At 45.7% G+C, this 24,511-nt stretch carries 26 protein-coding genes; 21 read left to right on the top strand and 5 right to left on the bottom strand.

Annotated features, from left to right (window positions below):
• The first annotated feature begins 1 nt into the window (after window position 1).
• From LFX17_RS13135 to LFX17_RS13115, 5 genes are all read left to right on the top strand, one after another.
• Window positions 2–1,699, top strand: coding sequence for an NADH-quinone oxidoreductase subunit M (locus tag LFX17_RS13135; protein ID WP_238747043.1), 1,698 nt, complete (start codon window positions 2–4; stop codon window positions 1,697–1,699).
• Window positions 1,696–3,168 carry an NADH-quinone oxidoreductase subunit N gene (locus LFX17_RS13130; RefSeq protein WP_238730648.1) on the top strand — a complete coding sequence of 491 codons (1,473 nt, stop codon included), beginning with the start codon at window positions 1,696–1,698 and terminating at the stop codon, window positions 3,166–3,168. The genes LFX17_RS13135 and LFX17_RS13130 overlap by 4 nt, the downstream gene beginning before the upstream one ends.
• A gap of 435 nt (window positions 3,169–3,603) precedes the next feature.
• On the top strand, window positions 3,604–4,524 hold the full coding sequence (locus tag LFX17_RS13125) for a septum formation inhibitor Maf (RefSeq protein WP_238747042.1): 921 nt from the start codon (window positions 3,604–3,606) through the stop codon (window positions 4,522–4,524).
• Between the two features lie 91 nt (window positions 4,525–4,615).
• Window positions 4,616–5,095 (top strand): hypothetical protein, encoded by a 480-nt coding sequence (locus LFX17_RS13120; protein WP_238747040.1) that lies wholly within the window; start codon window positions 4,616–4,618, stop codon window positions 5,093–5,095.
• Window positions 5,096–5,196: 101 nt separating this feature from the next.
• The gene (locus tag LFX17_RS13115; RefSeq protein ID WP_238747038.1) at window positions 5,197–5,589 is read left to right on the top strand and encodes a TIGR04452 family lipoprotein; all 393 of its coding nucleotides are present in this window, start codon (window positions 5,197–5,199) and stop codon (window positions 5,587–5,589) included.
• 33 nt (window positions 5,590–5,622) lie between these two features.
• Here the strand turns inward: LFX17_RS13115 and LFX17_RS13110 are convergent, their stop codons facing one another.
• From LFX17_RS13110 to LFX17_RS13100, 3 genes are all read right to left on the bottom strand, one after another.
• On the bottom strand, window positions 5,623–6,039 hold the full coding sequence (locus tag LFX17_RS13110) for a globin family protein (protein WP_238730644.1): 417 nt from the start codon (window positions 6,037–6,039) through the stop codon (window positions 5,623–5,625).
• Between the two features lie 121 nt (window positions 6,040–6,160).
• Window positions 6,161–7,231: an LIMLP_03685 family anti-sigma factor gene (gene rsx, locus LFX17_RS13105; RefSeq protein ID WP_238747035.1), complete on the bottom strand. Its 1,071-nt coding sequence runs from the start codon at window positions 7,229–7,231 to the stop codon at window positions 6,161–6,163.
• 10 nt (window positions 7,232–7,241) lie between these two features.
• Entirely contained in the window at window positions 7,242–7,784 is a 543-nt protein-coding gene (locus LFX17_RS13100) for an RNA polymerase sigma factor (protein ID WP_238747033.1), read from the bottom strand.
• Between the two features lie 59 nt (window positions 7,785–7,843).
• Here LFX17_RS13100 and LFX17_RS13095 point away from each other — a divergent pair, with 59 nt between their 5' ends.
• The 5 genes from LFX17_RS13095 (at window position 7,844) to LFX17_RS13075 (ending at window position 12,370) form a co-directional block, all read left to right on the top strand.
• Window positions 7,844–8,689: an LA_0442/LA_0875 N-terminal domain-containing protein gene (locus LFX17_RS13095; RefSeq protein WP_238730641.1), complete on the top strand. Its 846-nt coding sequence runs from the start codon at window positions 7,844–7,846 to the stop codon at window positions 8,687–8,689.
• Between the two features lie 69 nt (window positions 8,690–8,758).
• Window positions 8,759–9,472, top strand: coding sequence for a sigma factor SigX-regulated lipoprotein (gene srp / locus LFX17_RS13090; RefSeq protein WP_238747031.1), 714 nt, complete (start codon window positions 8,759–8,761; stop codon window positions 9,470–9,472).
• A gap of 237 nt (window positions 9,473–9,709) precedes the next feature.
• On the top strand, window positions 9,710–10,414 hold the full coding sequence (gene srp, locus LFX17_RS13085) for a sigma factor SigX-regulated lipoprotein (RefSeq protein ID WP_238747029.1): 705 nt from the start codon (window positions 9,710–9,712) through the stop codon (window positions 10,412–10,414).
• Window positions 10,415–10,646: 232 nt separating this feature from the next.
• Window positions 10,647–11,789 (top strand): nitrilase-related carbon-nitrogen hydrolase, encoded by a 1,143-nt coding sequence (locus tag LFX17_RS13080; protein WP_406600706.1) that lies wholly within the window; start codon window positions 10,647–10,649, stop codon window positions 11,787–11,789.
• A 50-nt stretch (window positions 11,790–11,839) separates the two neighbouring features.
• Window positions 11,840–12,370, top strand: a complete 531-nt coding sequence (locus LFX17_RS13075; RefSeq protein ID WP_238747027.1) for a DUF773 domain-containing protein — start codon at window positions 11,840–11,842, stop codon at window positions 12,368–12,370.
• Window positions 12,371–12,458: 88 nt separating this feature from the next.
• Here LFX17_RS13075 and LFX17_RS13070 read toward each other — a convergent pair whose 3' ends face one another.
• Entirely contained in the window at window positions 12,459–13,451 is a 993-nt protein-coding gene (locus LFX17_RS13070) for an alpha/beta hydrolase (RefSeq protein WP_238747025.1), read from the bottom strand.
• Between the two features lie 245 nt (window positions 13,452–13,696).
• Here LFX17_RS13070 and LFX17_RS13065 point away from each other — a divergent pair, with 245 nt between their 5' ends.
• Window positions 13,697–14,269 carry a hypothetical protein gene (locus LFX17_RS13065; RefSeq protein ID WP_238747023.1) on the top strand — a complete coding sequence of 191 codons (573 nt, stop codon included), beginning with the start codon at window positions 13,697–13,699 and terminating at the stop codon, window positions 14,267–14,269.
• A 109-nt stretch (window positions 14,270–14,378) separates the two neighbouring features.
• Here LFX17_RS13065 and thiL read toward each other — a convergent pair whose 3' ends face one another.
• The gene (thiL, locus tag LFX17_RS13060; protein ID WP_238747021.1) at window positions 14,379–15,305 is read right to left on the bottom strand and encodes a thiamine-phosphate kinase; all 927 of its coding nucleotides are present in this window, start codon (window positions 15,303–15,305) and stop codon (window positions 14,379–14,381) included.
• A 41-nt stretch (window positions 15,306–15,346) separates the two neighbouring features.
• Here thiL and LFX17_RS13055 point away from each other — a divergent pair, with 41 nt between their 5' ends.
• The 10 genes from LFX17_RS13055 to mpl17 all read left to right on the top strand — a co-directional run bounded on the left by LFX17_RS13055 (window position 15,347) and on the right by mpl17 (window position 24,379).
• Window positions 15,347–15,976 (top strand): YceI family protein, encoded by a 630-nt coding sequence (locus LFX17_RS13055; protein WP_238747019.1) that lies wholly within the window; start codon window positions 15,347–15,349, stop codon window positions 15,974–15,976.
• A gap of 719 nt (window positions 15,977–16,695) precedes the next feature.
• Entirely contained in the window at window positions 16,696–17,145 is a 450-nt protein-coding gene (gene rplM / locus LFX17_RS13050) for a 50S ribosomal protein L13 (protein WP_238730633.1), read from the top strand.
• A gap of 10 nt (window positions 17,146–17,155) precedes the next feature.
• Window positions 17,156–17,554, top strand: coding sequence for a 30S ribosomal protein S9 (gene rpsI / locus LFX17_RS13045; protein ID WP_100747449.1), 399 nt, complete (start codon window positions 17,156–17,158; stop codon window positions 17,552–17,554).
• 87 nt (window positions 17,555–17,641) lie between these two features.
• A complete protein-coding gene (gene alaS, locus LFX17_RS13040; RefSeq protein ID WP_238747018.1) occupies window positions 17,642–20,407 on the top strand; it encodes an alanine--tRNA ligase in 2,766 nt (921 codons plus the stop codon).
• Window positions 20,404–20,895: a YajQ family cyclic di-GMP-binding protein gene (locus LFX17_RS13035; RefSeq protein WP_020986223.1), complete on the top strand. Its 492-nt coding sequence runs from the start codon at window positions 20,404–20,406 to the stop codon at window positions 20,893–20,895. The genes alaS and LFX17_RS13035 overlap by 4 nt, the downstream gene beginning before the upstream one ends.
• Before the next feature lie 122 nt (window positions 20,896–21,017).
• Entirely contained in the window at window positions 21,018–21,305 is a 288-nt protein-coding gene (gene tnpA / locus LFX17_RS13030) for an IS66 family insertion sequence element accessory protein TnpA (RefSeq protein WP_118966454.1), read from the top strand.
• Window positions 21,296–21,643, top strand: coding sequence for an IS66 family insertion sequence element accessory protein TnpB (gene tnpB, locus LFX17_RS13025; protein ID WP_118966397.1), 348 nt, complete (start codon window positions 21,296–21,298; stop codon window positions 21,641–21,643). Before tnpA ends, tnpB begins: the two co-directional genes overlap by 10 nt.
• 43 nt (window positions 21,644–21,686) lie before the next feature.
• A complete protein-coding gene (gene tnpC, locus LFX17_RS13020) occupies window positions 21,687–23,264 on the top strand; it encodes an IS66 family transposase (RefSeq protein WP_118966396.1) in 1,578 nt (525 codons plus the stop codon).
• A gap of 80 nt (window positions 23,265–23,344) precedes the next feature.
• A complete protein-coding gene (locus tag LFX17_RS13015; RefSeq protein WP_238747017.1) occupies window positions 23,345–23,893 on the top strand; it encodes a Uma2 family endonuclease in 549 nt (182 codons plus the stop codon).
• A 90-nt stretch (window positions 23,894–23,983) separates the two neighbouring features.
• Window positions 23,984–24,379 carry a cell surface protein MPL17 gene (gene mpl17, locus LFX17_RS13010; protein WP_238730630.1) on the top strand — a complete coding sequence of 132 codons (396 nt, stop codon included), beginning with the start codon at window positions 23,984–23,986 and terminating at the stop codon, window positions 24,377–24,379.
• Window positions 24,380–24,511: the final 132 nt, after the last annotated feature.

Genomic DNA, 24,511 nt, shown 5'->3' with positions numbered 1-24,511 from the left:
CTTGGATTTCCCGCCGTATATATTGAGTATTTTTTTGTTTCTGCCACTGATCGGAGTGCCGTTCTTATTTTTTTCCAATAGCGTCTATTGGTTGCGGACCGTCGCGGGATCGTTCACTCTCGTTCCGTTTTTGATCATCGTCGGATTGTATTTCCAATACGATCCTTCTAACTCGGCTCTTCAATTCGTGGATCGCATCTGGGGAATCGTAGTTTCCGGAAATCTCCGGGTCGATTATCATATCGGACTCGACGGATTCAGTCTTCTGCTTTGCGGAATGTCTTCTTTGCTTTTCTTTCTTTCCACGCTCGCCACTTGGTCGAGCATCACGAATCGTATCCGCGAATTTTATGTTTATCTAATGATCGTGGAGATGAGCGTTCACGGAGTGTTCTTGTCCGGGAACCTCGTTTTGTTTTACATCTTCTGGGAAGCGATGGTTTCTCCGATGGTTCTAATGGTCGGAATCTGGGGAGAGGATCAGCGCGTAAAGGCAGCTATCAAATATCTGATCTTCTCGTTCACCGGATCGGTGTTGATGCTTGCGGGAATTCTAATCCTGTATTTCAAAACCGGAACGATCGTGATCGAAGAGTTGTCCACGGGACTTCTACCCGAAATTCCGAAGAACATCCGATTGTTTATGTTCTTTGCGTTCGTTCTTGCGTTCGCGATCAAAGTGCCTTTGTTTCCGCTTCATACTTGGATGCCGGACGTTCACTCGCAGGCGCCTACTGTCGGTTCGGTGGATCTTTCCGGAATCTTATTGAAGATCGGTTTATACGGATTTGTTCGACTTGCGATTCCGCTCTTCCCCGAAGAAATGTTGGAATACAGGGAACTTCTCGGAGGACTTTGTATCGCGGGAATCATCTACGGCGCGGTCATTGCGATGGCTCAGGAGAATTCCAAACGAGTCGTCGCGTTTTCATCCTTGTCTCACATGAGTTTTTGTATGCTCGGTATTTTGAGTTTTACGGAAGAAGGGATGGCCGGAGGAATGCTTCAGATGTTGAACCACGGATTCACTGCGGGGATGCTCTTCTTTATGCTCGGAATCTTGCATGAAAGAATCGGCAACAACGACATCGCAAAGGCGGGCGGTTTGTCCAAACTCCTGCCGGTTTTTTCCGTGTTTTTTGCGATCGCTGTATTTTCCTCGCTCGGAGTTCCCGGAACCAACAGCTTTATCGGAGAATTTTTAATCATACTCGGAAGCATCAAAGCGAACGTCGTATACGGCGCGTTAGCCGCCACCGGAGTCGTGTTCGCCGCGGGTTATCTTTTGTTGTTCGCAAAAAGGATGATTTTCGGAGAGCCTTCCAAAAATCTGATCGAACATCACGATCTCAGTTTGAAAGAATGGATCATTCTGATCCCTACGGTCGTAATGATTTTCTGGATCGGAGTTTATCCAAAACCGTTTTTGAAAGTATTGGAACCGTCGGTTAAAGTCGCATTAAATTCGGCGTCCGCAAAAGCGATTCAGGATCGTACGGCGAGTTCGTTTAAAGAAACGGATCTAAACGGAAAGACGGTGGATAACGCGAGAAAATACGTTTCCTACCGTTCTCTCGGCGAAGAACCGGGCGATTACGAAGAGCGTCTGAACGGTTTTCAAAGTAAATATTCGCTGCCAAAATCAATCCGCAAAGGAAAGGAAACTTCTCCGTCAGGGGACGAGGAGGCTCAAAAATGAATCTAATCCCGAACGTCCTCGATCTATTTTCCATTCTTCCCGCGTTGATTCTCGCTACGGGCGGGGTAGTGCTCATCTGTCTTTCCGTAATATTTAAAACGAAAGAATTCCTCTTCGTGCGATACGTGTCCGGTTTGATTCTTTTGATAGCGCTCGCGAGCGTCTTTTATACGGCGTTTCGTTTTCCGGGAAACGGGGTCTATTTCGGCGGTCAGATCGAAAACTCGGTCTTGTCCTTTTGGCTGAATCTGATCTACATCTCGATGGCGATCGGAACAGCGGCGGTCGTACCGAGAATATTAAAGAATCATAAAATAGAATTTCCCGAGTTTTATCCGCTCTTGCTTTTCGCAACGTGCGGGATGATGTTGATGACGAGCGGACAGGACTTTATTCTCGTTTTTGTCGCCCTCGAACTCATGAGCATTTGCTTATACATTCTGATCGGGATGGCGAGAAGCGATCTGTTTTCCTTGGAAGCGACGTTGAAATACTTTCTGCTCGGAAGTTTTTCCTCCGGGTTTATGTTGATGGGAATCGCGTTTCTTTTCGGAGGAAGCGGTTCTACCAATATGACTGCGGCGTTAAAACCGCTCCTCATCGCAGGGTATCAAGGAAACTTCGCAAAGATCGGACTCGTGTTGTTCATCACGGGAGTCGCGTTTAAGATCGCGCTTTTTCCGTATCACGCGTGGACCCCGGACGCGTACGAAGGAGCGTTGACTCCGGTAACGGGTTATATGTCCACCGCCGCAAAGGCCGCGTCGATCGGACTTCTTCTTGTGCTCTATACGAAGCTACCGCTGCCTTTGGAAGACAGCACCTGGGCTTGGTTGCCTGGAATTCTTGCGTTGTTGTCGATGGTCTACGGAAACCTGCTCGCATTAAAACAGGAAAATTTAAAGCGAATGCTCGCATATTCTTCGATCGCACACGCGGGTTACGTCGTGGCGGGAATTTCCGCGGGAATCAAGGAAGAAGTTCTTTTTTATCTCATCGTATATTCGTTCATGAGTTTGGGAGCGTTTGCGATTCTCGCGTATTTGGAGGAGGGAACCAGACAAGTGACGTTCTTTTCCGTTCAATCCTTATCGGGAGCGAAACCGTTTACTGCGATCGCAATCAACATATTCTTTATGTCCTTGGCGGGAGTTCCTCCGTTCGGAGGATTTTGGGCGAAGTTGTTTCTTTTTCAAAAACTCGCCGAATCCGAACATCTGATGAACCGCATTCTTTTGATCGGTGGCGTGACCAACTCTGCGCTTGCGCTCTATTACTATCTGCGGATCGGAATCGCGACTTTTATGAGCAGCGACGAGGGAGAAATTTCCCGCAATCACGCCGCACCGTTTAGCGTCGGAGTGACCGCAGTCGTTGTGGTTTGTTTCTTTATGGTCGCGCTCGGTTGGTTTTTACTCGTTCCGGGAAATCTTCTCGCGATCGGCGCTTTGCAATATCTGAGCTATTGAGCGATCCATAGCGAGCGAAATAGCCAAACGCCGCGAAGCGACAGCGTTGGCTCCCGACGACGTCGGGAAAGAGAGCGATCCATATGGGCGCCTCCTTTTGACCTTCGGTCAAAAGGACCACGCTCTTCCGCGACTACGCGTTCGCTACGGCCGCAAGCGGCTGCCTTCGGCATCGCTCCGATCGTTGGCGCGAGTTGTGAGAGGCGATTTTGTTGTAGTTCCTACAAATCTGTCGTAATACGAAAAAGCCCCCACCCGAGTTAGGGTGGAGGTGGCGGGCTTGCGGGAACCCTCGACAAATTTTCCTCTAACAGAAAATTCAACTTTTGTAAACTAAAATCCTCACTCACAATCACCGTAGGAACTCCTACAAATCCCCCAGTGCGTCCGAAAGTTCTTGAAGAGTCGCTTCTTTCGGATAAACTCAAAAAATCCATGAAGCGGCTCATTCTACTTTGGATTCTCATCGGATTTTTACCCTATTGTAAAGAATACGTTCCACCGTCTGCAATCGCGACTCCTACCGATCCGCGGGAGCGCTTCCGTTCGTATTGGGAAGCGGGAACCGCCGAGATTTCGACTTACAATCTGAGCCAGGTTCGTTACGGAGAAAATCATGCGGGCAAGGCGATTCTTGTGTTCGTTACGGAAGACTTCTCCAAAACGAAACAAGTCAAACTCGATCAACCCGAACTCGCCGAAAACGATCGCGCCAAAGTATTAAAGCTCAACTTCGTAAAGAATTTCGTGACGGGGATTTACGCGTATTCGATGACCCTTTCCGTTTTTACGCCGTTGGAAGCGGACAAATATCCGCATACGTTGAAGGAGTCCATGTCCTCTCAGGAATGGTGCGGAAACGCATTCGCACAATTGAATTTAGAGAAGGATCAATTCAGAATCGAATCGTATTCTTATTTCGAGTCGGAAGGAGATACGAAGTTCTTTTTAAAAATCGAAATTCTCGAAGACGAACTCTGGAACCGAATCCGTTTGGATCCTGAGTCCGTACCTACCGGAGAAGTCACGTTGATACCCGGGTTATTTCACGTACGACTCAATCATAAGGAATTAAAACCACTCAAAGCGGTCGTTACGAAGCAGAATCAGGAAAACGATTTTATCTATACGATCTGGTATCCGGAAGAGGAAAGGACTCTGAAGATCCGAACGGATTCTTCATTTCCGTTTAAAATTCTCGCATGGGAGGAAACCTTTTTGGATTTCAACGGACATTTAATGACTACCTATGCGGTGTTGGACGCGAGCATCCAGAGCGATTATTGGAATCGAAACAAGAACGAATTCCGGGATTTGAGGAAAAAACTCAAACTTACCGAAGACTCTTTGTTTTAAGAGGTTGTCAGCCTTCTGCCTCTCAAAGAGCCTGTGTTTTTAATCGTATATTCGAAAAATCGAAAAGAGTCTAAAACTCGCGGGAGGAATCGTGAACATCGAAATCGGCAAAGGATTAAACGGTCTTTATTTTGGAATGTCCAAGGAAGACGTAACGTCGAAGTTGGGAGAGCCCGACGAAATCTACGACTATGATTACGAAGGTTCTCTCTCGACCGGGTTCGAATATTTTTCTCAGGAATCGGAATACGAATTCGATAAGGACGAAGGCGATCGTTTGTATTCGATCACGATTTCCAATCCTTCCATCCGTTTATTCGGAAAACCGATCATCGGAGAATCGATCGAAACCATCCGCGAACTCCTGAGTAAAAACGGGATCGACGATTTCGAAGAGGACGATGAGGAACACGATCACGAGGATCATGACCACGACGAGGATCATGTCCACGGAGTGACCGCGTTCTCCGATAAACTCAACGCGATTTTTCAGTTCGAAGAAAACGAACTGATCTTTTTCGGATTTAGCCCGCTCTTCAAAGACGACGAGATCGACTGGCCGAAATACTAATCCGAGTCCGGCAAATGGCCGATCCGAAAATCGTTTGACTTTGTCTTTTTAAACGAGAAGCTAAAAGGTCGAATCTCGATTTTATCCGCGGGGTTGTGGTTATGATGGTTCGTATTCGGATCGATCGGTTTTTATCGTTCGTTTTGTTTCTAACGTTCAGCTGCGCCTATTTGAACGTGAATCCCAGTCTTGTCACCGGAGCGGAAGCGAAAGAAATCATCAACGATCGACTTCTCTTAAGTCGAATCGTTTACTTTATGGCTTTGAGCGAACCGGAGCCGGTTCGTTCGAACGCCGCGGCCGGATTGACGCTCACCGTCTTGATTCCCGACGGTATCGGGATCGACGAAAAGAAAATGTATCAGAAAGATGCGGTGGACGAATGCGCGGATCAGATCTTCTTCGTATCCCTGATCTCTACCGGACTTTCGACGTTCGTTTGCAAAGCGACCAACCCTCCGATCAGTATTCCCGTTATCAGTAGAAAATTATAATATTTTAAAATTTTGCCGCGATGAACGTTTCGCTCAGCTCCACTGGAGAGTTTCCGCCGAAGCTGCGTAGATCGCCTTAAAAACTTCTTCCCAACTGTCCTCGACTTCGTGCGTATACCAAGGCCCGAGCCATTCCTCAAGCGCAAAGATCCAAGCTTTTTCCAAAAGAGGAAGCTCTTCCGCTCGGTTGCAGATTTTAATACATTCCATTCCGAAAGAATGAATCGCCTTCTCGAATTGTATTTGTTGGGAACTGGAAAGGACGATATTTCTCGCCGAGTTCATAAAGGATCGAACTTCTTCGAGCTGAAGTCTGCTGAATATATCCTCGTATTTCGAGTTATTTTCTTTCAGATAAAAGAAAAACAATTCGGCGAATTTAATTCGATCCAAGTTGATGATGTCAAATGAAGCGATTAAACTCTTGAGTTGATTTTCCGTCATATTCATATCCGATCTCCGTGAACGATCCCGTTGAAAGATGCGGATAGGATAATCGATGTTCGAGTAAAAAGCTTCTTACTTTATAAGCCAGTGAAGATCAGAATATAAAATGGTATCACGGAACGCCTCATTCATGAAACAGTTCCAACTCCAACACCTCGGTTTTGTCGATTCTCGTTACGTTTCCTTTCGAGTCGGTTAGAACATAAATTTTTTCCTCTTCTTCCAAGGTGCCTAAATACGCCTTTTTATCCTTTAAGACGATTTTGTATACGGGTTCGGACGACGGATTTTTACCGGAGAATTCTTTCTGAACTAAGGCCATCGTTTCGCGGTTATGATTCGTCTCGTCTCCGTTTACCGTTTTCCGGGAATCCCGCGAAAGTTTTTTGTATCGATCGAGTTCGATCGATTGAATTTTTTCGACTTCGATTCGAATCTCCGAAGACGATCCGGCTTTTTCTTTTTCGAAGACGGAATACTCGGCATAGATATCCGCGGTGATTTTGAGTTTCTGCTCGATTCCGCGAGCTCGAACCGCGCCTTCCAGAACGAGGATTCTATCTTTTTCCTGGTTGCGTTTTGCGGTTAATACGAGTGTCGTTCCTAACAACTCGGAATACAGGGAATGAACCTGAGCGGTAACTTTTAAGGAAGGGTTTTTCTTATACGTCGTAAATATTACGATTCCTGAATTTAGTTCCAAATCGATTCCGGATTCTCCCGAAAAAATTTTGAATTCCGAGTCTGGAAGAAGACGGACGACCAAACCCAATTCTCCCTCGATCTTGTAATCGCATAAGGATTCTTTTCCGGATTTGAGAAGAAGGGAACGTTTTTCGTTTTTCATCTCGCAGGAGCCGGTTGTAACGGATTTTACGGTTTCAAAGCGCGTTTCCTCCCGGAAGAAAAAGAGAAAGTAGAACCCGAGAATTCCGAGTAAAAACAGGCACGCGGCGGCTAATATGCCGTTTTTAGAATATGCAGAGAATTGAAAATTCCTGATTGAGGAAACGTTTTCCTCTTTCCCTGAGTTCGGTTCGAGCGATCCGATTTTATTTTTTAATTTCATCAACTCGAAGAACTCTTTTTTGGATCGGGGATCGTTTAAAAATTCCAAGAGCTCCTTTCTTGTCATTTCGTTTGCCAACGCGCGCTGCATTTGGGTTCTTCGGCTTTGATTTTGATTCGTTGACATGATATTTCTCCTAATCACCTTCAAAAGCGAAATCTGCGCGTTGCAGTTTCAATCTTAATACTTGTAACGAAGCGTAAGTCTTGCGATTTACCGTACGCACCGATATTCCCAATGAGTTTGCCGTTTCCTGAATCGTGCATTTCTGCATAAACCGAAATCGGATGATTTTCCTTTCCAATTCCGGTAATTGTTCGATCTCTTTTCGAAGAAGATCCAATTGTTCGTCTTCTTCTTCCGATTTTTTTTCCGTAGTTGCGATCGCTTCCAAATACAACTGCGAATTATCGATTTCCTTATTTTGAACCGTATTCTTCTTTTTAACCGAGTCCAAGAAATGATTCTTCGCGATCGTCAGTATCCAGGAGGTTTCATTTCCTTTTTCGGGGTCGTAATTCCCCCAATAACGCAGTACCTTGATAAAGGTTTCTTGGCAAACTTCTTCGGCTTCTTCAACGGATGCTCCTTTGCTTATAATGAATCTATAAATTTTTTCGTAATTTCTCGAATACAATCCGTCGAAATCAAAAGTTTGCTCTTCGAAACTTCGGCTCATCTATTTTTATTAACGAGTTGACCTTTTGAAAAGCGCCAACGAAATCGGAAAAAAATAAAATGTTGAATCGATTCCTGATTTTTTTTCTGATCCTGATCCCCTTTTTTGTTCCTATCTTTACGCTGAATGCGAAGTCGGTTTTGCTTAAAAACGGCAGAAAGATCGAGAATGTGAACGTAAAAATCATCTCTTCGGGATTTGAAGTTCGTTATAAAGACGGGAAAATCGAACGATTCTCCCTGCAAGAAGTGCAGAAGGTTCATTTTTCGGATTCGATTCCGGAAAAAAACTCGCCCGTTGTTTCGAATCAAGATAAGTCAAAAAATTCTTTCCAAAAAACGAAAAACGAAAATCCGAAAGAAAAAGAAGAACTCGTAAATCCGCTTTCACCGAATCCGAACGAAGAATCGGCGAGTCCGTCCGAACCCAAACAAAAGTCGAAGGCCGCCGTCGTTGCCGAAGGTCTGATTCCCGGTTGGTCTCGTTTGGTTCGTTCCGATTCGTATTCTTGGAAAGGGGTAGGTTTCTTTTTGATGGCGGCGGAACTCTTTCTCGCTTATAAAAGTTATGTATATCTCAAAGCGCCGACTCCGGGTCAAGAGGCGGATCTTCCTCCCTCTTCTCAGATGTTGATCGCTATCGCGCTGAATGATAATAACCTGATCAACGTGGCCTTTGCGAATTCTACCTATTCAAATTCTCAGAAAGTCGTCCTTTCGGATGGAACGGTGATGGAGAGGGACCGTTATTTTCAAGATAGACAAATGTATGTTTCAGCGTTCGTTTTCGTTTTATTGCTCGATGCGTTTTTGGGTTACCGTCAAGAATTCAGAAACGTTGTTCCTTCTTTCAGCGTTTCCTTCCAACATAAGGAAGTATCGGGAGGAATCACGATTCGTTTTTAAATACGGCGTGGCACAATTTTTTTTTTGAATCGTTGGCTTGATTAGAATCCATCAGGAGGACTCAAACCAATGTTTCAAAAAATATTCTTTACGCTGACGACCGTCTTGCTCGTGATCCAATGCGGAGGCAAAGGCGGAGACGATTCGAACGAACAAGCCGCGCTTCTTTTGGCGCTGATGCCTAAGGACCAGGGAATTTCCGGTGTGTATGCGATCTTAGCCAAACAAAACGGCGGAGGAGGAGGCGGTGCGGGAGCGTATTCCAAAGGAAACGTTTCTCCCTTTCAAGCATACAGCGGTACGTATCCTTGTCCGAGAGGCGGTAGCGATACGGCCAACGGAGATATAACTATGGGTATGGCGGGAGGCGTCTTTACCGCGACTTTGACCGCAATCAAACACACCTACACGGCCTGTTCTTTCCTCGCTCCTCGTATCGACGGATCCAGTCAGGATTCTTCGTTGCTGGTTCTGAACGGAGACGTTTTACAGTCTGGAACGATCTCTCAGACCATGGATCCGGCAAATACGTCGACTTTGATTAAAGTTACTCAGAGCGGAAGTTACAATCTTTCTTCCAGTAATTATACGGTGAACGGTTATCTTTATCCGAAGTTCGAGCTTACGTTTTCCACGAACAATTCCAAACTTACGATCGAGAACGCGAACGATCTGGATAAAGCGACTGTGACCGTAGACGAAACGACTCACGTTACGGGTACGATCGGCGATAAGTCGATCGATACCACTTACACCTTAAAAACCACTTTTAAGATGAAGTAACCGCCGTTTCGACCCGTCGATCGATTCCTTTTGCGAGAACCGAATCGGCGGGTTAAGAACTTCTTCTTTGAAACAATGTTCCTTTCGATTTCGCTTAACATTTTCTGCCGTCCATTCGCTTCGAAAAATTTTATTTCCAAATTAAGTGCGAAAATTCCCTCATTTTTTTTTCGGATTTCTGTCTCAGAATGTGGCCGTGACTTCCATATTTAGATCGTTCCTTAGGAGGATCCAAGTATGAAACTTAAAAAACTGATTCTATCGTTTACTCTTTTGCTGTTTATTTCCAATTGCGGGGAAAAGAAAGACGATTCGCAGAATAACGCTCTTTTGCTGTTGGCTTTACAGAATCAAAACCCGGGTATCTCCGGTTTGTATGCTTCGTTGATGGCGCGCAGCAATAACGGAGGCGGCGGAAATTACTCGAACGGAAGCGTTTCTCCCTTCGCTTTGATCACCCAGTCGCAAGATTGTCCCAGAGGCGGAAACATGACCCTCGCCGGAGATCTTACGCAAGCCATGAACGGCGCTTCGATGAACGCTCAATTTACGGGAATCAAAATCACTTATACCGCTTGTTCTCTGATGGCGCCGAACGTGGAGTCCGCCGGTAATTCTTCGCAGATGCTTTTGGAAGGAGAGCTGGAACAAAACGGAACGATGACCGTGACCGTCGATCCTTCCTCGACTCAGAGTTTGCTCAAAACGACCGGGAACAGTTCGATGACGATCAGCTCCAGTTCTTATAAAGTGAACGGTTATCTGTATCCTAAGTTTGAAGTCACGTTTACGACTACCGGCTCGAAAACCACGATCGAAAATGCGAACGATATGGACAAGGCGGTTATGACGATCGAAGAAACGGTGAACATTTCCGGATATGTCGGGAGCGAAAAAGTATCCGGTTCTCATAGTTACAAAACACAGCTTAAATTGAAATGAGTCCTATTTCGCCGAGGGACTCGAATCCCCCGGCGTTTCCGTCTTAGAATTTCATTCCCTTCGCATCTCGAAGCTTCTTTCCGTTCGAATCGAAAGTTCCCGTAAAAATTTAAAAATTTTGAATATTTATAAATTGGAATGTATTTCGAGCGGAGGGACGGCTTTTTTATCCTTCGATTTCTTATAAAAATAGAGTTGAGCGAAATCGAGACCGATGACAAAAAAGTCCCCGGTGAATCTTATGAAAAAATACGTTCTTCCTTTGGTCGCAATCGTTTCCCTATTCTGCGGCCATTTCGTTTGGTCGTTTACGGGCCGTTCCCATTCGATGAGAAAACCCGATCTTCGTTTGGAGCGGATCGAAAGTTTCGGCAAGGACGTAAAAAAAGGAAATCTTTTGGGCGTTCAGCCTTGGATGATTCCGAACGATTATTCCAAAGAGGAGAATTTTCGGGAAAAGATCGAATCGTATCTCGAGACAGCCCACAAAAGAGGATTCTTAAATTCGAAAACGATCGCCGTTTTCCCGGAATATTTGGGAACTTGGTTGGTGGTTGCGGAGGAAAAAGAATCCGTGATTTCCGCTACGAGAATCGAAGAAGCGATGCGGACTCTTGTTTTGAGCAACGCCTATTCGTTCATCTGGAATTTACTCAAGGCCAAAGGAAAGGATTCCGTAAGGGACGCTTTGTTTCGAATGAAATCAAAAGAAATGTCCTCGATTTACGTTCGCACGTTTTCCGAATTGGCCCGTAAATACAAGATCACCATCGTTGCCGGGTCGATTCTTCTTCCCGAACCTTCGGTCGTAGACGGAACCTTACGCGTCGGGAACGGGGCGTTAAAGAACGGATCCTTCGTATTTTCGAGCGACGGTAAAGTCGTGGAGAATTCTCCCTTGAAGATTTATCCGATCGAGGACGAAAAAACCTTCGTCGAAGCGGCTCCGATCGTAGACCTCAAGGTTTCGTCCGTTCCGGCGGGAAGGATCGGGGTTCTGGTCTGTGCGGATTCCTGGTTTCCGGAAGTCTACGATACATTCAAAAAGCAGAATGTAGATTTCGTATTGGTTCCTTCGTATGTGGCGCCGGATAACGCCATGGCTGCGGTTTGGAAGGGTTATAACGGAGCTTCCAATCCGAAGGACGTTTCTGCTCTTGACGTCGATCGGATCACGGAAGGGGAGGCTTGGTTGAAATACGCGCTTGGGGGAAGAATGTCGAAGTCGGGCGCGACTCACGGGATCAACGTGTTCCTCAGAGGTTCTCTTTGGGATTTGGGTTCGGACGGAGAGACCATTTGGGTGAAACGTTCGATCGCTAAGACCTTTCCCCGTATTCACGGAGCAAGCATCGTAAACCTCTGGATCGATTGAGGAAAAGATTTATTTCTTGAAAACTCTTTGAAAAGGAATCTCCTTGGCGCATGTCACTATTTCTTTTTGAAACCTTTGCAGATAATTTTCAAACCAAGCACAAAGACGTAACCTCCGGAAAATGGTTCGGATTAAATTCTTTGAATCTAGATGGAAAACCCTTTGTTACCTTTTTTCAAGGCGAACTCGTTTTGAAACTCGGAGCGGATAAGATCGCCGAGATCATTTCCCGTTATCCGGGCGCAAAACTTTTCGATCCGTCCGGAAACGACCGAGCGATGAAGGATTGGCTTCAGGTTCCCGTGGAATTCCAGGAAGACTGGCCTTCTTTGGGCGAAAGCGCTTACGATCTCGCCGTGTTGAATCAGGAAGCTTCCCCCGCTCCGAAAAAAGCCGCCGTAAAAACGGCTAAGAAGAAGGCTCCGGCTAAAAAGAAAAAGGCCGCTCCGAAAAAGAAGACCAAAGCCAAAAAGGTTTCACCGAAAAAAGCGAAACCTAAAACAAAGGTGAAGGCGAAGCCGAAAGCCAAGAAGAAGGTCGCGAAGAAAAAGACCGCGGCTAAAAAGAAAAAGAAGAAGTAGGTAATCGGTAGGCCGTAAACCTCTTTTCTGTAAGGAGGTTTACGGAGGATCGGTTCGAAGCGATACGGAGCAATGCCTACCGGAAACGTTATTTCTTCGGTTCGAACACCTTTTTCAAAAATTCTTCCTCCTCCTTGAGGATCAACGTCTTATCGCTCTTCATGTATTTGGAAAACAACACGTGATCTCCGAGTTCTATCCTTACCGCCTTATTCAACGGACTCGCTTTCCCATTCGCATTCAATTTTTTGAATGCGTTTAACATCGATTGAACGGAAGCCGACGCGTCCTGTTCCTTATCGTTCTTATAATAATAGAACAAAAGAACGGGAGAAGAAATCTTGGAGAACGGATCGGTTCCTAAAATGAATTCGCGCAGATCCGAAAGATTTTGAACCGCCGCGAGATATTGATCCCTATACCAGAACGCGCTTGCAGGATCGCGCTTTTGAGCTTCCGTGGATTTGCGGATCTTTCCCATTACGAGATGTGCGAAATCCTTTCCCCAGGAGAATTGATAGATCGCTCCGAGGGCGCTCGTGAAATCGTAAAAGGGAGATCCTAAGATCAAAGCGTGAACCCGTTCCGGATATTTCGCGGCCAAATACGTCGAAATCAGACCGCCCATGCTCGTTCCGATTAGAATCGTTTTGTTTCCGAGTTTTTCCGTTTCCAAAAGTGCCGTCTCGGAATCCTGAAGAATCTCTTGAAACGTGGTGTCTCTGTGATCTTCCAGATTGGTTCCGTGTCCCGGAAGACGAACGTAATAAAGATTCGCTTTTAAATCCTTTGCGAGTTGGTCCGTGACTTCTTCCCCTTCCGCGCGGGAAGCTCCGAAGCCGTGGATATAAAGAATGGCGTATTCCGTTTTACCGGGAGAATAACGAACCAGCTTTTCTTCGTTATTCGGTCTGGCCTTTTTCTCCTGACTGATTTTAAGTTTCTCTTTGTAATACGCGTCGAAGTCGGAATGTAACGGAACCGTTTTGTATTCGTATTTCGGCGTTCCCGCATAAAACGTGACGACGAGAAAAAGGGCGAACGTTCCAAAAATCCCCAGGACCCACTTGAGTATCTTCATCTTTTTATGTTTCCTCACTACTCGAATGGAACAATTCAATCCTTCGGATTTGATCCTGCAAGAAAAATTGTTTGGAAGGATTTGCGGTCTTTGTTAAGATGACTTCGTTTTAGGATCGTTCCGCAAAACGCCGATCGAACGGCTCGGGTGGGAAGAATTCCCCCGAATTCAATACAGAAGCGGACGTCCGGTGTTTCGGGTTCGGATTTTCATTTTAAAAGGAATTCTTTTTTAAGGAGAATCGTATGAATTCAGTTGCCTCTTCCATGCGGGAGAATCCCAAAAAACTAATCGCGTTAGTTTTCCTCGGCGGGATCGGTCTTGCTCTTTGCGATCAAATCCACGTACAGTTCGACGTGCTGAGATACTTTCATTTCGGAGTATTCGGTCAGGCTTGGTGGGTGGCTCCTCAATTCGTACTTGCAACTTTACTAATGTATCTCGGGGCTTCTTTTTTTAGGAAAGAAGCGGAAGCCTTCGATGTTCGTGATTTCGTTTTAAGTCTTATCTGGTTCGTTGCGGCGTATCTTGCCAGCGGAATCTTTGCGGGCAGTGCCTATACGCTTGCAGCAATCTACTTAGGCGCTTGGCTTTTCCGAATGATCTTTTCGATGGAAGCGAAGCCTTTGACTGTCTTTTCGATTCTTCTTGCGATCGGAGGAACCGGCGCCGAAGCGATCATTTCCGGCGCGGGACTGTTTGTGTATAAGCGGCCGGACTTTTTATTCGTTCCGATCTGGCTCCCCGGTTTGTATCTGCACGGAGCGCCTTTGATCTGGAATCTGATCTCTTGGGTCAAACAGGAAAGTCGTTCGTAAATTTTACCATAGGAAGTATAACATCCGAATAGAATATTCTCATTGTCGAATGTTCTATTCGGATGGGGAATCGCACTTTTGAAACTCGGGCTAATCGGCGATATTTCCCCTAAAAATGCTCGAATCCCCTGTAGTTGAACTCGGATTCCGTCCCGTTCGCATTAAAATATCGTACACCTTTCCATTCTCCCGTTGCTCTTCCGATCTTTGTAAGGGCGATTCCGCATAACGTAGCGGGGAGTTCCTGCGGACTCAAAAACAAAAGTTCCAATTCTTCCCCGGAACCGAGCGCCTCGTTCAAACTTAAAAAAGCCTTCGCGTTTGCGGGAAGAGGAACCGCGTCCAAATCGATTTTCAGACCGAGTTCCGACGATGACGCGAGTTTCGGGAGATCCTGCAGAAGACCGTCGGTCAAATCCATACAACAAGAAACGGGATATTGTCGGGAAAGTTCGCGAGCGACGTTCAAACGAGCTTTCGGTGTCAGATGTTTTTCTAAAGCGAGCGTGCGAAGAGGTTCCGTCACATCCAAATGTTCGCTGAGAATCTTATATCCCAATTGAGAAAGTCCGACCGAACCGGTGAGATACAAAAAGTCTTCCTTCTTACCGCCCGAACGTTTCCAAGGGGTGGCCGTAACTCCGATCAAAGTCAAAGTCAGATTCAAAGAAGAAGAGCGATACGTATCCCCTCCGCACAACTCGATTCCGTAAGAGGAAAGTGTTTCCCGCAAGGCCGATGAAAACGGAAGAATCCATTCTTCTTTTGAAGCTTTTGCGCTGAGTCCTAAATTCAAAAATGCTTTTGTGGGAACTCCACCGCCTGCGGCGATATCGGAGACGTTCACTTCGACGAGTTTTCGGGCGATTTCTTTCGGACCGCTCCATTCGTTTCTAAAATGAGTTCCTTCGCAGATCGTATCGGTGGTGAAGATCCGACCTTCGTCGTCCAGATAACAGTCGTCAGTCTGAACGCTGCCGGGCGGATACAGAACGCGGATGATTTCAGATTCTTTCAAAATGGAAATTTCCTTCAAAAACCTTGACTTTCTTCGATTTCGGGGCAGTCTGAAAGACTATGAAACGAATCATTCTATTCTATTGTTTGATCCTACTCCCATTTGTCGCCGGATTTTCAGAAGCTCCGACCAAAAACCAAAGCTGTAATTATTCGTATGATCACGCGAGTACGAAGTTCGGCTGGAAGGCGTTCAAGTTTACGGAGAAGACAGGCGTCGGCGGTTCTTTCGACAAGATTTCAGTGGACGGAACTCCGTCCGGAACTTCCGTCGAAAAAGTCTTGAAAGGAATCAAATTCACCATCGATCCGAACACGGTCAACTCGGGGAACAACGACCGTGATGCGAAGATCAAATCCACATTCTTCTATCCGCTGAAACAAAACGGGAAAATCGAAGGGAAGGTCATAACCGTAGAATTGAATTCCGACAAAACATCGGGGAAGGGCGCGATCGAACTTAAGTTCAACGGGGTTTCCAAAAAGTTGGATGTAACATTCGACCTACACGAAGGGGCGCATCTCAGCGCGAACGCGAAGTTGGATCTTGCAACTTGGAAGGCTCTCGGAGCGGTCGAGGCTCTCAACAAAGTCTGTCTGGATCTGCATAAGGGAAAGGACGGCGTTTCCAAACTTTGGCCGGAAGTGGAACTTACGATTTCCACAATGCTGAAGGCGGATTGCAAGTAATCGAAATTTTGTGGGAACTCCTGCGGGCGCCTCGTTCCGATTCTCGGAACGATCGGGCTTCTGCGCGGCTTCGCTTTCGCTTCGGCTCCCGACCCGTCGGGGAGCCGCTTCGCGCCGCTCCGATCCCTGGCGCGGGGATTCTTTCGAAAAAGTTGTCCTTTCCTTTTTTAAGTAGGAACTCACACGAATTCCGAGGTCGGCCAACGACTTATATCGTGAAACCGGATGTATGAGTTCCTACAAATTCAACGGATTGTAAATTGGAACTGATTCGTACTTCCGAAAAATGTAGGAACTCATACAAATTCAAAAAAATTGTCCTAAGAACGAAAGAGTTCCCGCGTTTTTAAATTCGGATCCGTCGATTTCGATTGGAGTTCCCACATTTCGCGAATTCGAGCCTGAATGAAATTTCGCAAAGAAAACTGGACGCCCGTTCGGATGGAGTTCCGTCCACTTCCTTCTTTGTAGCTCCGACTTCGATTCACAAAATCCCCCGCGATAGCGATTGCAGCGGAAATCCCCGAACCGAAAAACGAAAACTTGATTGGCATTTTCACGATGGATCGGTTCGGTGAGGGATTGGAGCGAAAAGCGTGTTCGCTCGCCTCGAAAACGGAGAGAACGCGCGAGCGAATCGCCCAAACCGCGTACTTTGGCTCTTTTTTCTTGACTTTGGGGGTCAAAGCGAAACTCTGGCACCTACAGGACGATTTTTCATGTCAGTATTATCAAAAGCGCATAAAACTCCTTCTCTTACGAAAGAAAATGCCGTTAAAGGCTGGTTCGTTGTAGACGCGGAAGGAAAAACCCTGGGAAGACTCGCTTCCGGGATCGCCGCAAGACTTCGCGGAAAACACAAAGCAACTTTTACTCCGAACCAAGATTGCGGAGACAATATCATCGTTATCAACGCTTCCAAAGTGAAAGTGACCGGTAACAAAGAAACTCAGAAACTATATTATCATCACTCTCGTTATCCGGGCGGGATGACTGAAACCGTTTTCAAAGACTTAATCGCAAAACAACCTGAAAAGGTGATCTACGAGGCCGTAAAAGGAATGCTTCCCAAAAGCAAACTCGGAGATAAGATGCTCACCCATTGCAAAATTTTCTCGGGTGCTGAACACAACCTCCAGGCACAAAAGCCTGTGAAACTGGAAATCTAAGGAGACCTGAATGGCACCCGCTAAAGAAATCTGGGCTGTAGGAAGAAGAAAAACCTCCGTTGCCCGTGCAAAAATCAAAGAAGGTTCCGGTAAAATCACCGTAAACCACAAAGATATCAAAGATTATCTTCAAAACCGCAAAGCAATCATCGAAGAGGCGGTTCGTCCTCTTTCTCTTCTGAACGTTCAAGACAAGTATGATCTGAATCTGAACGTGACCGGAGGGGGAATCACCGGACAAGTCGGAGCAATCCGTCACGCAGTTGCAAGAGCGATCTGCAGAATTAAGCCGGAGTTCCGTCCAGCCGTGAAAAAAGAAGGATTCTTAACCAGAGATCCAAGAATGGTGGAAAGAAAGAAATACGGTCTACACAAAGCGAGAAGAGGAACTCAGTTCTCCAAACGTTAAGTTTCTTTTTCATTTCATTTCGTTTTTTGAAATGCCTGAATCTCTTTCGTCCGAGAGCTTCAGGCATTTTTTGATTTTAGAGGTATCATGAAACTCCAATCCGTAGCGGAAATCCGCGAAATCTTTTTAAACTACTTCAAAGATAAGGCTCACAGCGTAGTTCCGTCTTCTTCTCTTCTGCCTGCGGGAGATCCCACACTTCTTTTTACGACAGCCGGAATGGTTCAGTTCAAACCGCTTTTTACCGGCGCGGTGGAACTCCCTTATACGAGAGCCACTTCCTGTCAAAAATGCCTGCGGACCACCGACCTTGAGGTCGTAGGAAGAACGGAACGCCATTGCACTTTTTTCGAAATGCTCGGGAACTTCAGTTTCGGGGATTATTTCAAGGAAGAAGCGATTTCCTATGCGCTCGATTGTTCCGTCAATCACCTGGGCTTTGACAAAGAAAAAATTTGGGTCACCGTTTATACGGACGACGACGAGGCGGAAAAAATCTGGTTGTCCAAAGGAATTCCTAAAGAGCGCATAACGCGTCTCGGAAAAAAAGACAACTTCTGGGGACCGGCCGGGGACAGCGGAGCCTGCGGACCTTGTTCGGAGCTGTATCTCGATCGCGGAGTGGAAAAGGGCGGACCGGATTGTGCGACGAGCGGAACCTGTAGACCTGGTTGCGACTGCGATCGTTTTTTAGAATTTTGGAATATAGTTTTCAATCAGTTCAACCAGGACACCGAAGGGAATCTGCATCCTCTCAAACAAACCGGAATCGACACGGGTTCCGGACTCGAACGGGTCGCCTTATTGCTGCAAGGCGTCGACTCGGTTTATGACACCGACGAACTCCGCAAGATCATTTCCTTTTACGAAGAATTATCCGGAATCGAATACACGAACGAAAACAAAACGCCGTTTCGAGTCGTAACCGATCATATCCGTTCCGTTCTTTTTTCGATCGGAGACGGAATTTATCCGGATAGAACGGGAAGAGGTTACGTGATCCGTCGTTTGATCCGCCGCGCGACCCTTTTCGGAAGAAAATTGAATTTCAGAGAACCTTTCCTTTACAAACTCGTGGATAAGGTGGTCGAGATTTATAAATCCCGTTATCCTGAACTCGGTAAAAACGCGAAGGCGATTCAAAAAACGATTCTCGCGGAAGAGGAACTTTTCTTAAAAACCCTCGAACTCGGTCTCGAAAAGATCGAAACCCTCGTAGAAAGAACGAAAGCAAACGGAAGAACGATCTTTTCCGGAGCGGACGCATTCTTACTTTACGGAACGTACGGTTTTCCCGCCGAGATGACCGAGGAAATCGTCGCCGAACAAGGACTCGACTTCGACAAACAAGGATTTCAAGAAGAACTCGAAAAAGACAGACAGGTTTCCAGAGAATCTTGGAAGGCCCACAAGGTTTCCTTGATGACCGGCCAATCCGTAGAAAAAACGGAATTTCTCGGTTATTCTTCTTTATCAGGAAAAGGGAATATTACACATTTATTTAGTGATAATAAACCTGCGAACGTTTTGAAAGCAGGACAAGCGGGGGCGATCGTTTTAAACCGAACTCCTTTTTATCCCGAAGGAGGAGGTCAGGTCGGCGATACTGGTTTCTTGCGTCAGGGCAAAAGTGTATTCAAGGTTTTGGACACACAGAAGGAAAACGACGTCATTCTTCATTTTGGAGAAATGCTCAGCGGTGAATTTTCCATCGCGCAGGAACTCGAAGCCGAAGTGGAAGCGGTCCGCAGAGAACGTTTGCGTTTTCACCACTCCGGAACGCATCTTTTGAACGGGGCGCTCCGCAATTTACTCGGGGATCACGTCCTGCAAAAAGGTTCGATCGTATCGCCGGAATATCTTCGTTTCGATTTTTCTCATCCTTCGGCGTTGACGGGAGAAGAGATCCGTAAGATCGAATCCCGGGTCAACGAATCGATCCGTAAGGATTTCCAAGTTTCTACCAAGGAACTCGGAATCGACGAGGCGAAAAAAACCGGAGCCGTTGCGACCTTCGGAGAAAAATACGGAGATCAGGTTCGAGTCGTCCAGATGGGAGATGCGTCCGTCGAATTCTGCGGCGGAACGCACGTTTCTCATACGGGCGAGATCGGTTATTTCTTTATCAAAAAAGAATCTTCTCCCGGCGCCGGAAACCGTCGTATCGAAGGGGTCTGCGGTCCCGCGGTGATCGAAACGTTCCAGAACCGTTTTGCGGAGCTCACCGAATCCGTGCAGAACTTAAACTTAAAAATCAAATCGGAGTTAGGCGAAGAAGGAGCCAAACTTCTCATCACTTCTCCCGTGCCCGGGCCGGATGAGATTCGGGAAAAACTCGAAAAAGAAGGCGCAACCGCCGTAACATTCTTCCGTGATCTTTCCGAAAGCATCGCCGCGAAGATCGAAGAAGGCACTTCTTCCTTTTTGAAAACGAAGAAGAGCTTGGAATCCCGCGACTTCGAGAACAACGCGTCGGTGATCGAGAGAGTGTTCGCTTCTTCCGTCGAGACCGGAACAGGTAAAATCGTATCCGCGATTTTCGAAGACAAGGACCCGAATTCTCTCAAAGGTCTTTCCGACAATCTCAAAGTCCGCGAAAAAAATCTTCTCGTGATTCTCGGCAGCAAAAATGCGGAGAACGCAAGCATCGTAATCACCTGCTCTTCCGAACTCGTTTCCAAAGGGATTCATTGCGGAAATCTCGTTAAGGTCGCCTGCGAAGTGTTAGGCGGAAAGGGCGGCGGAAAACCCGATATGGCGCAAGGCGGAGGTAAGGAAAAACAAAATCTCGAATCCGCGATCGCGGGCGCCGTGAACGAAGCAAAACAAATCTTAACCGGAGAAAGAGTATGAGTGATCCTTCCTTTGACGTGGTTTCCGAAATCAGCAGACCCGAGTTGACGAACGCGGTCACTCAGGCTCTCGGTGAAATCAAGAATCGTTTCGACTTCAAGGGTTCCAAATCCGACATTCAACTCGAAGACGAACAACTCGTTTTGACTTCGGACAACGAAGCGAAGTTAGAAAGTGTGATCGACGTTCTCGTCTCTAAAATGGCGAAACGCGGGATCGGCTTAAAGAATTTCGACTTCAAATCCAAGATCGAACCAGCGACCGGCGGCACCGTTCGGATGAAGGTGAAGATCCGCAAAGGGATGGAAAAGGAACAGACCAAAGAAGTGACGAAACTCATCAAGGATTCCAAGCTGAAAGTCAACGTCACGATCATGGGAGAATCCGTGCGCGTAACCGGCAAAAAAAAGGACGATCTTCAGGAAGTGATTCATCTTCTGAAAACTTCCGATCTTCCCTTCGACGTTCAGTTTACGAACTACAAATAACCCCGCCAGAACGCCGGTTGTCTTATCGAGCGGCGTTTCACTTTTTCTTTTCGAGCAAGTTTCGTAAGCGCCTAAACAACCGCACCTTTTTCTAATCGTATAAATGTTGTAAACTGTCTTTGATGAAAAAAACGAAAATAGATTGGCCCAAAGAGTTTGATGACTTTTCAAAGAGTGGACTTTCCCAGCCTCAGTATTGTAAAGAAAGACACCTCAAATACACGACGTTTCGATATCATTGGGAGAGACGTTCTAAGCATTCAGAGAAGAACGACTTTGTAGAAATTCCTCCTTCCTCGACAAATTCTCAGTCATTGGTAGAAGCCGAATTTTTGACCCTAAAGATAGATACGTCGGGGAAGGCATCGCTCCAAGTAAACGTTCAGTTTAGTTTAGGACGATGGAGTTAAATCCCGGAAACAGAAAAGTGTATCTTCGACCTGGGGCGACGGATTTAAGGAAATCGATCAATACGCTCTCTGTAATCGTAGAAGGAAAGATGAAAAAAGATCCGTATTCGGCGAGCGTCTTTCTCTTCTGCAATCGCAAGAAAGATAAACTGAAGATGCTCTACTGGGATAAGAGCGGGTTTTGCCTTTGGCAGAAGAGACTGGAAGAGAGTAAATTCCCGTGGCCGAACTCAGAGGAGGAAGTGCATAAAATACCCGTTGAAAGGTTTCATTGGCTATTGAATGGGATCGATTTTTTCAAAGAGCACAAGAAACTAAAATACAAGAATGTCAGTTGAAAATGTTTGACTCAAGAAAAGAAAGTATTAAGACTGAATCCGAATGTCTTTGGATCTAAACTCTCTTCCTGATGATGTAGAAGAACTAAAAAGAATCATTATATTAGAGAATAATAAATATCAGGAAGAATTACGACTCCAAAAACAGAAAGAATCCGAACATTTGGATCAGATCGAGAGATTGAAGATCCAGCTTTTCGGGAGAAAGACTGAGAAATGGAGTCAGATCGAAAAAGATCAAGGATTTCTTTTTAACGAAATAGAAAGCTCCTTGCAAGAAGATTCTCCTGAACCCGAAGAAGAAAGTCTTTTTAGTCCTGTTAAAAGCCATACAAGAAAGAAGACGGGAAGAAAACCTTTCCCGGACTACTTTCCAAGAATCGAAATCCTACATGATATTCCTGAAATTGATAAAACCTGTTCTTGTGGTCACGAGCTTACTCGTATCGGAGAAGACAAGTCCGAGAAGTTAGATATTATCCCGGCTAAAATACAAGTCGAAGTTCATATTCGCCCTAAGTATGCGTGTAAGCATTGTGAAGGAACTTCTGATGAAACTCTACCTGTCGTAAGAATCGCGCCGGTTCCCCATCAGATCGCTGAGAAGAGTATGCTTTCTTCCGGATTCTTAGCTCACACGCTTACTCAAAAGTTTGCGGATGCTCTTCCGTTTTACAGACAAGCCGGGATTCTCCAGAGATCGGGAGTGGATATTTCAAGGAGCACCCTTTCCAATACCGCAATTCAAGTTTTTGAAAAACTTTCTCCGATGATCGAGGATGTGAGAAGGGAACTTTTCAAATCGAAGTATTTGCAGATCGATGAGACGATTCTTCAAGTGTTAAACGAAGAAGGAAAGTTGAATACATCCAAATCGTATATGTGGGTGATCCGAGGGTTCATCAGAGAAAAGCCCGTTGTTCTCTATCATTATGAGCCGAGTCGGAGCGCTAAGTTTTTAGAAGAATGGATCCAGGGATTTGAAGGAATCATCCAAACGGACGGTTTTGAATCTTACGATTCTTTGTTGAAAGTTAAATCTAAGATTCTTCACGCGGGATGTTGGAATCATGCGAGGAGGAGATTTTTCGAAATTCTAAAAATCGATTCTAAGAATGTGCAAGCAGAATGGATCGTAAAGAAAATCGGTAAGCTTTATACAATCGAGTCAAAAGCTAAGGTAGAAAGTTTAAGTTCTGAAGAACATCTGAAACTCAGGCAATCCGAATCTAAGCCTATCGTTGATGAGATTCGTTCTTGGATGAACAAACGGATCGTCGAAGTTGCTCCCAAATCTTCTATGGGAAAAGCGCTCTCTTATCTTTCTGGCCAGTGGGAAAAACTGCTTCTCTTTTTGGATCATCCGGAATTGCAATTAGATACGAATCTCGTTGAGAACGACATTCGTCCTTTTGTGATCGGTAGAAAAAACTGGCTCTTCTCCGGTTGTCCACAAGGGGCAACTGCGAGCGCGGGATTCTATTCGTTAATTCAAAATGCAAAGATCTCAGGTATCGATCCTTACGCTTATTTACGAGATCTTTTTAAGTCTTGGGAAACGATACCGAGAAGTCTTTCTTGCGAGGATCTGCCAAAAAACGGTGGGCTTGTGGTTCGTTAGGCGGTTACCAAGTTTCTTGACAGGATTTCTTTTCTCTGTCAAAATCTGCTTTCACACAGAAACGATAGATAAGTTCCATTATGCCTATGACCGATTTAAAAACGGGTAAAGACTTCGCCCTGCTTCCGGAAGGAACCTTGGCGGAGCTTTTGGATGGTGAGATAGTTATGGTTCCGGCTCGGATCCCCGAGCATCAGAGAGTTTCCGGTAAGTTGTTTACTCTGCTTCTGCCGTGTGTTGAACGTAAAAAACTCGGTGAAATTTTCTTTTCACCCATCGACGTATTCCTCGACGAACACAACGTGGTTCAACCCGATCTCGTCTATATTTCCAATGCTAAAAATTCCATCATCGGAGAAAAGAGAATCGAAGGCGCACCCGATTGGGTCGCGGAAATTCTTTCCGAAGGAAACGCCTATCACGACTTAAAGACTAAAAAGAAACTCTATGAAAAATACGGAGTCCGCGAATACTGGATCGTCGATCCGATGGAACGTTCCGTAGACGTATATTCCAACGGTGAAGGCGGTTTCAAGCTGATCGCGTCCGCGAGTTCAGGAAAAATCACTTCGACAGTTTTAGAGGGATTTTTCGTGGAGATAGAATCCCTTTTTACAAAACCACATTAAATCATCGTAGGTGACCCGGAAACCGTTCGATTCTTCGAAAAGAAGAATCCTTTTCTTAAACAAATCGCCGCGTAACTTGGTCAAACTAGTATGAAAAAGAAGTTACTCATCGGTGTTTTAGTATGTTTTGTTACCTTCGGAATTTCAGCGGAAGACGAAAGTCCCGTAAAATTCAAATTGGAAAAAAGTTTCGGAAATTCATATCTCTTAAAAATCGTTCATCCCACCAATTACGGAATTCAAAAAGACGCTCCTCATAAGATTCTCTTGAATGCGGGTCAAGGCCTGAAGGTGGAAAAAGCGGATCTGAAAGTGAAAGGGAAAACTTCCGAAAAGAAAAAGGAATATCTCGCTTCCGTAGATCCGATTCAGTTAACGGTCACCGGCAAGGGCTCCTTGGAAATTCACGGTAAGATTTATTACTGCAACTTCGACAAGAATATCTGCATTCCCGGCAAAATCCAACAAGTAGAAACGATTCAGTAGCGGGTTCGCGCTTCCGAATAAGAATCACCGTTCTCAGATTATCTCTTGGATTGAAAATCGTATTTTGAATTCAAGAGATTTGCGCGACGTTTCGCTCGCCGTTTCTGAAATCGACCCTATTTCGTCTAACGT

Origin of the sequence: Leptospira sanjuanensis, from assembly GCF_022267375.1 — a bacterium.
Taxonomy (GTDB): domain Bacteria; phylum Spirochaetota; class Leptospiria; order Leptospirales; family Leptospiraceae; genus Leptospira; species Leptospira sanjuanensis.
This window is presented reverse-complemented; position numbering and strand designations above follow the sequence as displayed.

What these genes read in the sequence shown, in the direction of transcription:
- LFX17_RS13130 (WP_238730648.1), top strand. Translation starts at nt 1,696, where the DNA reads ATGAATCTAATCCCGAACGTCCTCGATCTATTTTCCATTCTTCCCGCG.
- LFX17_RS13125 (WP_238747042.1), top strand. Translation starts at nt 3,604, where the DNA reads ATGAAGCGGCTCATTCTACTTTGGATTCTCATCGGATTTTTACCCTAT.
- LFX17_RS13115 (WP_238747038.1), top strand. Translation starts at nt 5,197, where the DNA reads ATGATGGTTCGTATTCGGATCGATCGGTTTTTATCGTTCGTTTTGTTT.
- LFX17_RS13110 (WP_238730644.1), bottom strand. Translation starts at nt 6,039, where the DNA reads ATGAATATGACGGAAAATCAACTCAAGAGTTTAATCGCTTCATTTGAC.
- rsx (WP_238747035.1), bottom strand. Translation starts at nt 7,231, where the DNA reads ATGTCAACGAATCAAAATCAAAGCCGAAGAACCCAAATGCAGCGCGCG.
- LFX17_RS13100 (WP_238747033.1), bottom strand. Translation starts at nt 7,784, where the DNA reads ATGAGCCGAAGTTTCGAAGAGCAAACTTTTGATTTCGACGGATTGTAT.
- LFX17_RS13095 (WP_238730641.1), top strand. Translation starts at nt 7,844, where the DNA reads ATGTTGAATCGATTCCTGATTTTTTTTCTGATCCTGATCCCCTTTTTT.
- srp (WP_238747031.1), top strand. Translation starts at nt 8,759, where the DNA reads ATGTTTCAAAAAATATTCTTTACGCTGACGACCGTCTTGCTCGTGATC.
- srp (WP_238747029.1), top strand. Translation starts at nt 9,710, where the DNA reads ATGAAACTTAAAAAACTGATTCTATCGTTTACTCTTTTGCTGTTTATT.
- LFX17_RS13075 (WP_238747027.1), top strand. Translation starts at nt 11,840, where the DNA reads ATGTCACTATTTCTTTTTGAAACCTTTGCAGATAATTTTCAAACCAAG.
- LFX17_RS13070 (WP_238747025.1), bottom strand. Translation starts at nt 13,451, where the DNA reads ATGAAGATACTCAAGTGGGTCCTGGGGATTTTTGGAACGTTCGCCCTT.
- LFX17_RS13065 (WP_238747023.1), top strand. Translation starts at nt 13,697, where the DNA reads ATGAATTCAGTTGCCTCTTCCATGCGGGAGAATCCCAAAAAACTAATC.
- LFX17_RS13055 (WP_238747019.1), top strand. Translation starts at nt 15,347, where the DNA reads ATGAAACGAATCATTCTATTCTATTGTTTGATCCTACTCCCATTTGTC.
- rplM (WP_238730633.1), top strand. Translation starts at nt 16,696, where the DNA reads ATGTCAGTATTATCAAAAGCGCATAAAACTCCTTCTCTTACGAAAGAA.
- rpsI (WP_100747449.1), top strand. Translation starts at nt 17,156, where the DNA reads ATGGCACCCGCTAAAGAAATCTGGGCTGTAGGAAGAAGAAAAACCTCC.
- alaS (WP_238747018.1), top strand. Translation starts at nt 17,642, where the DNA reads ATGAAACTCCAATCCGTAGCGGAAATCCGCGAAATCTTTTTAAACTAC.
- LFX17_RS13035 (WP_020986223.1), top strand. Translation starts at nt 20,404, where the DNA reads ATGAGTGATCCTTCCTTTGACGTGGTTTCCGAAATCAGCAGACCCGAG.
- tnpA (WP_118966454.1), top strand. Translation starts at nt 21,018, where the DNA reads ATGAAAAAAACGAAAATAGATTGGCCCAAAGAGTTTGATGACTTTTCA.
- tnpB (WP_118966397.1), top strand. Translation starts at nt 21,296, where the DNA reads ATGGAGTTAAATCCCGGAAACAGAAAAGTGTATCTTCGACCTGGGGCG.
- tnpC (WP_118966396.1), top strand. Translation starts at nt 21,687, where the DNA reads ATGTCTTTGGATCTAAACTCTCTTCCTGATGATGTAGAAGAACTAAAA.
- LFX17_RS13015 (WP_238747017.1), top strand. Translation starts at nt 23,345, where the DNA reads ATGCCTATGACCGATTTAAAAACGGGTAAAGACTTCGCCCTGCTTCCG.
- mpl17 (WP_238730630.1), top strand. Translation starts at nt 23,984, where the DNA reads ATGAAAAAGAAGTTACTCATCGGTGTTTTAGTATGTTTTGTTACCTTC.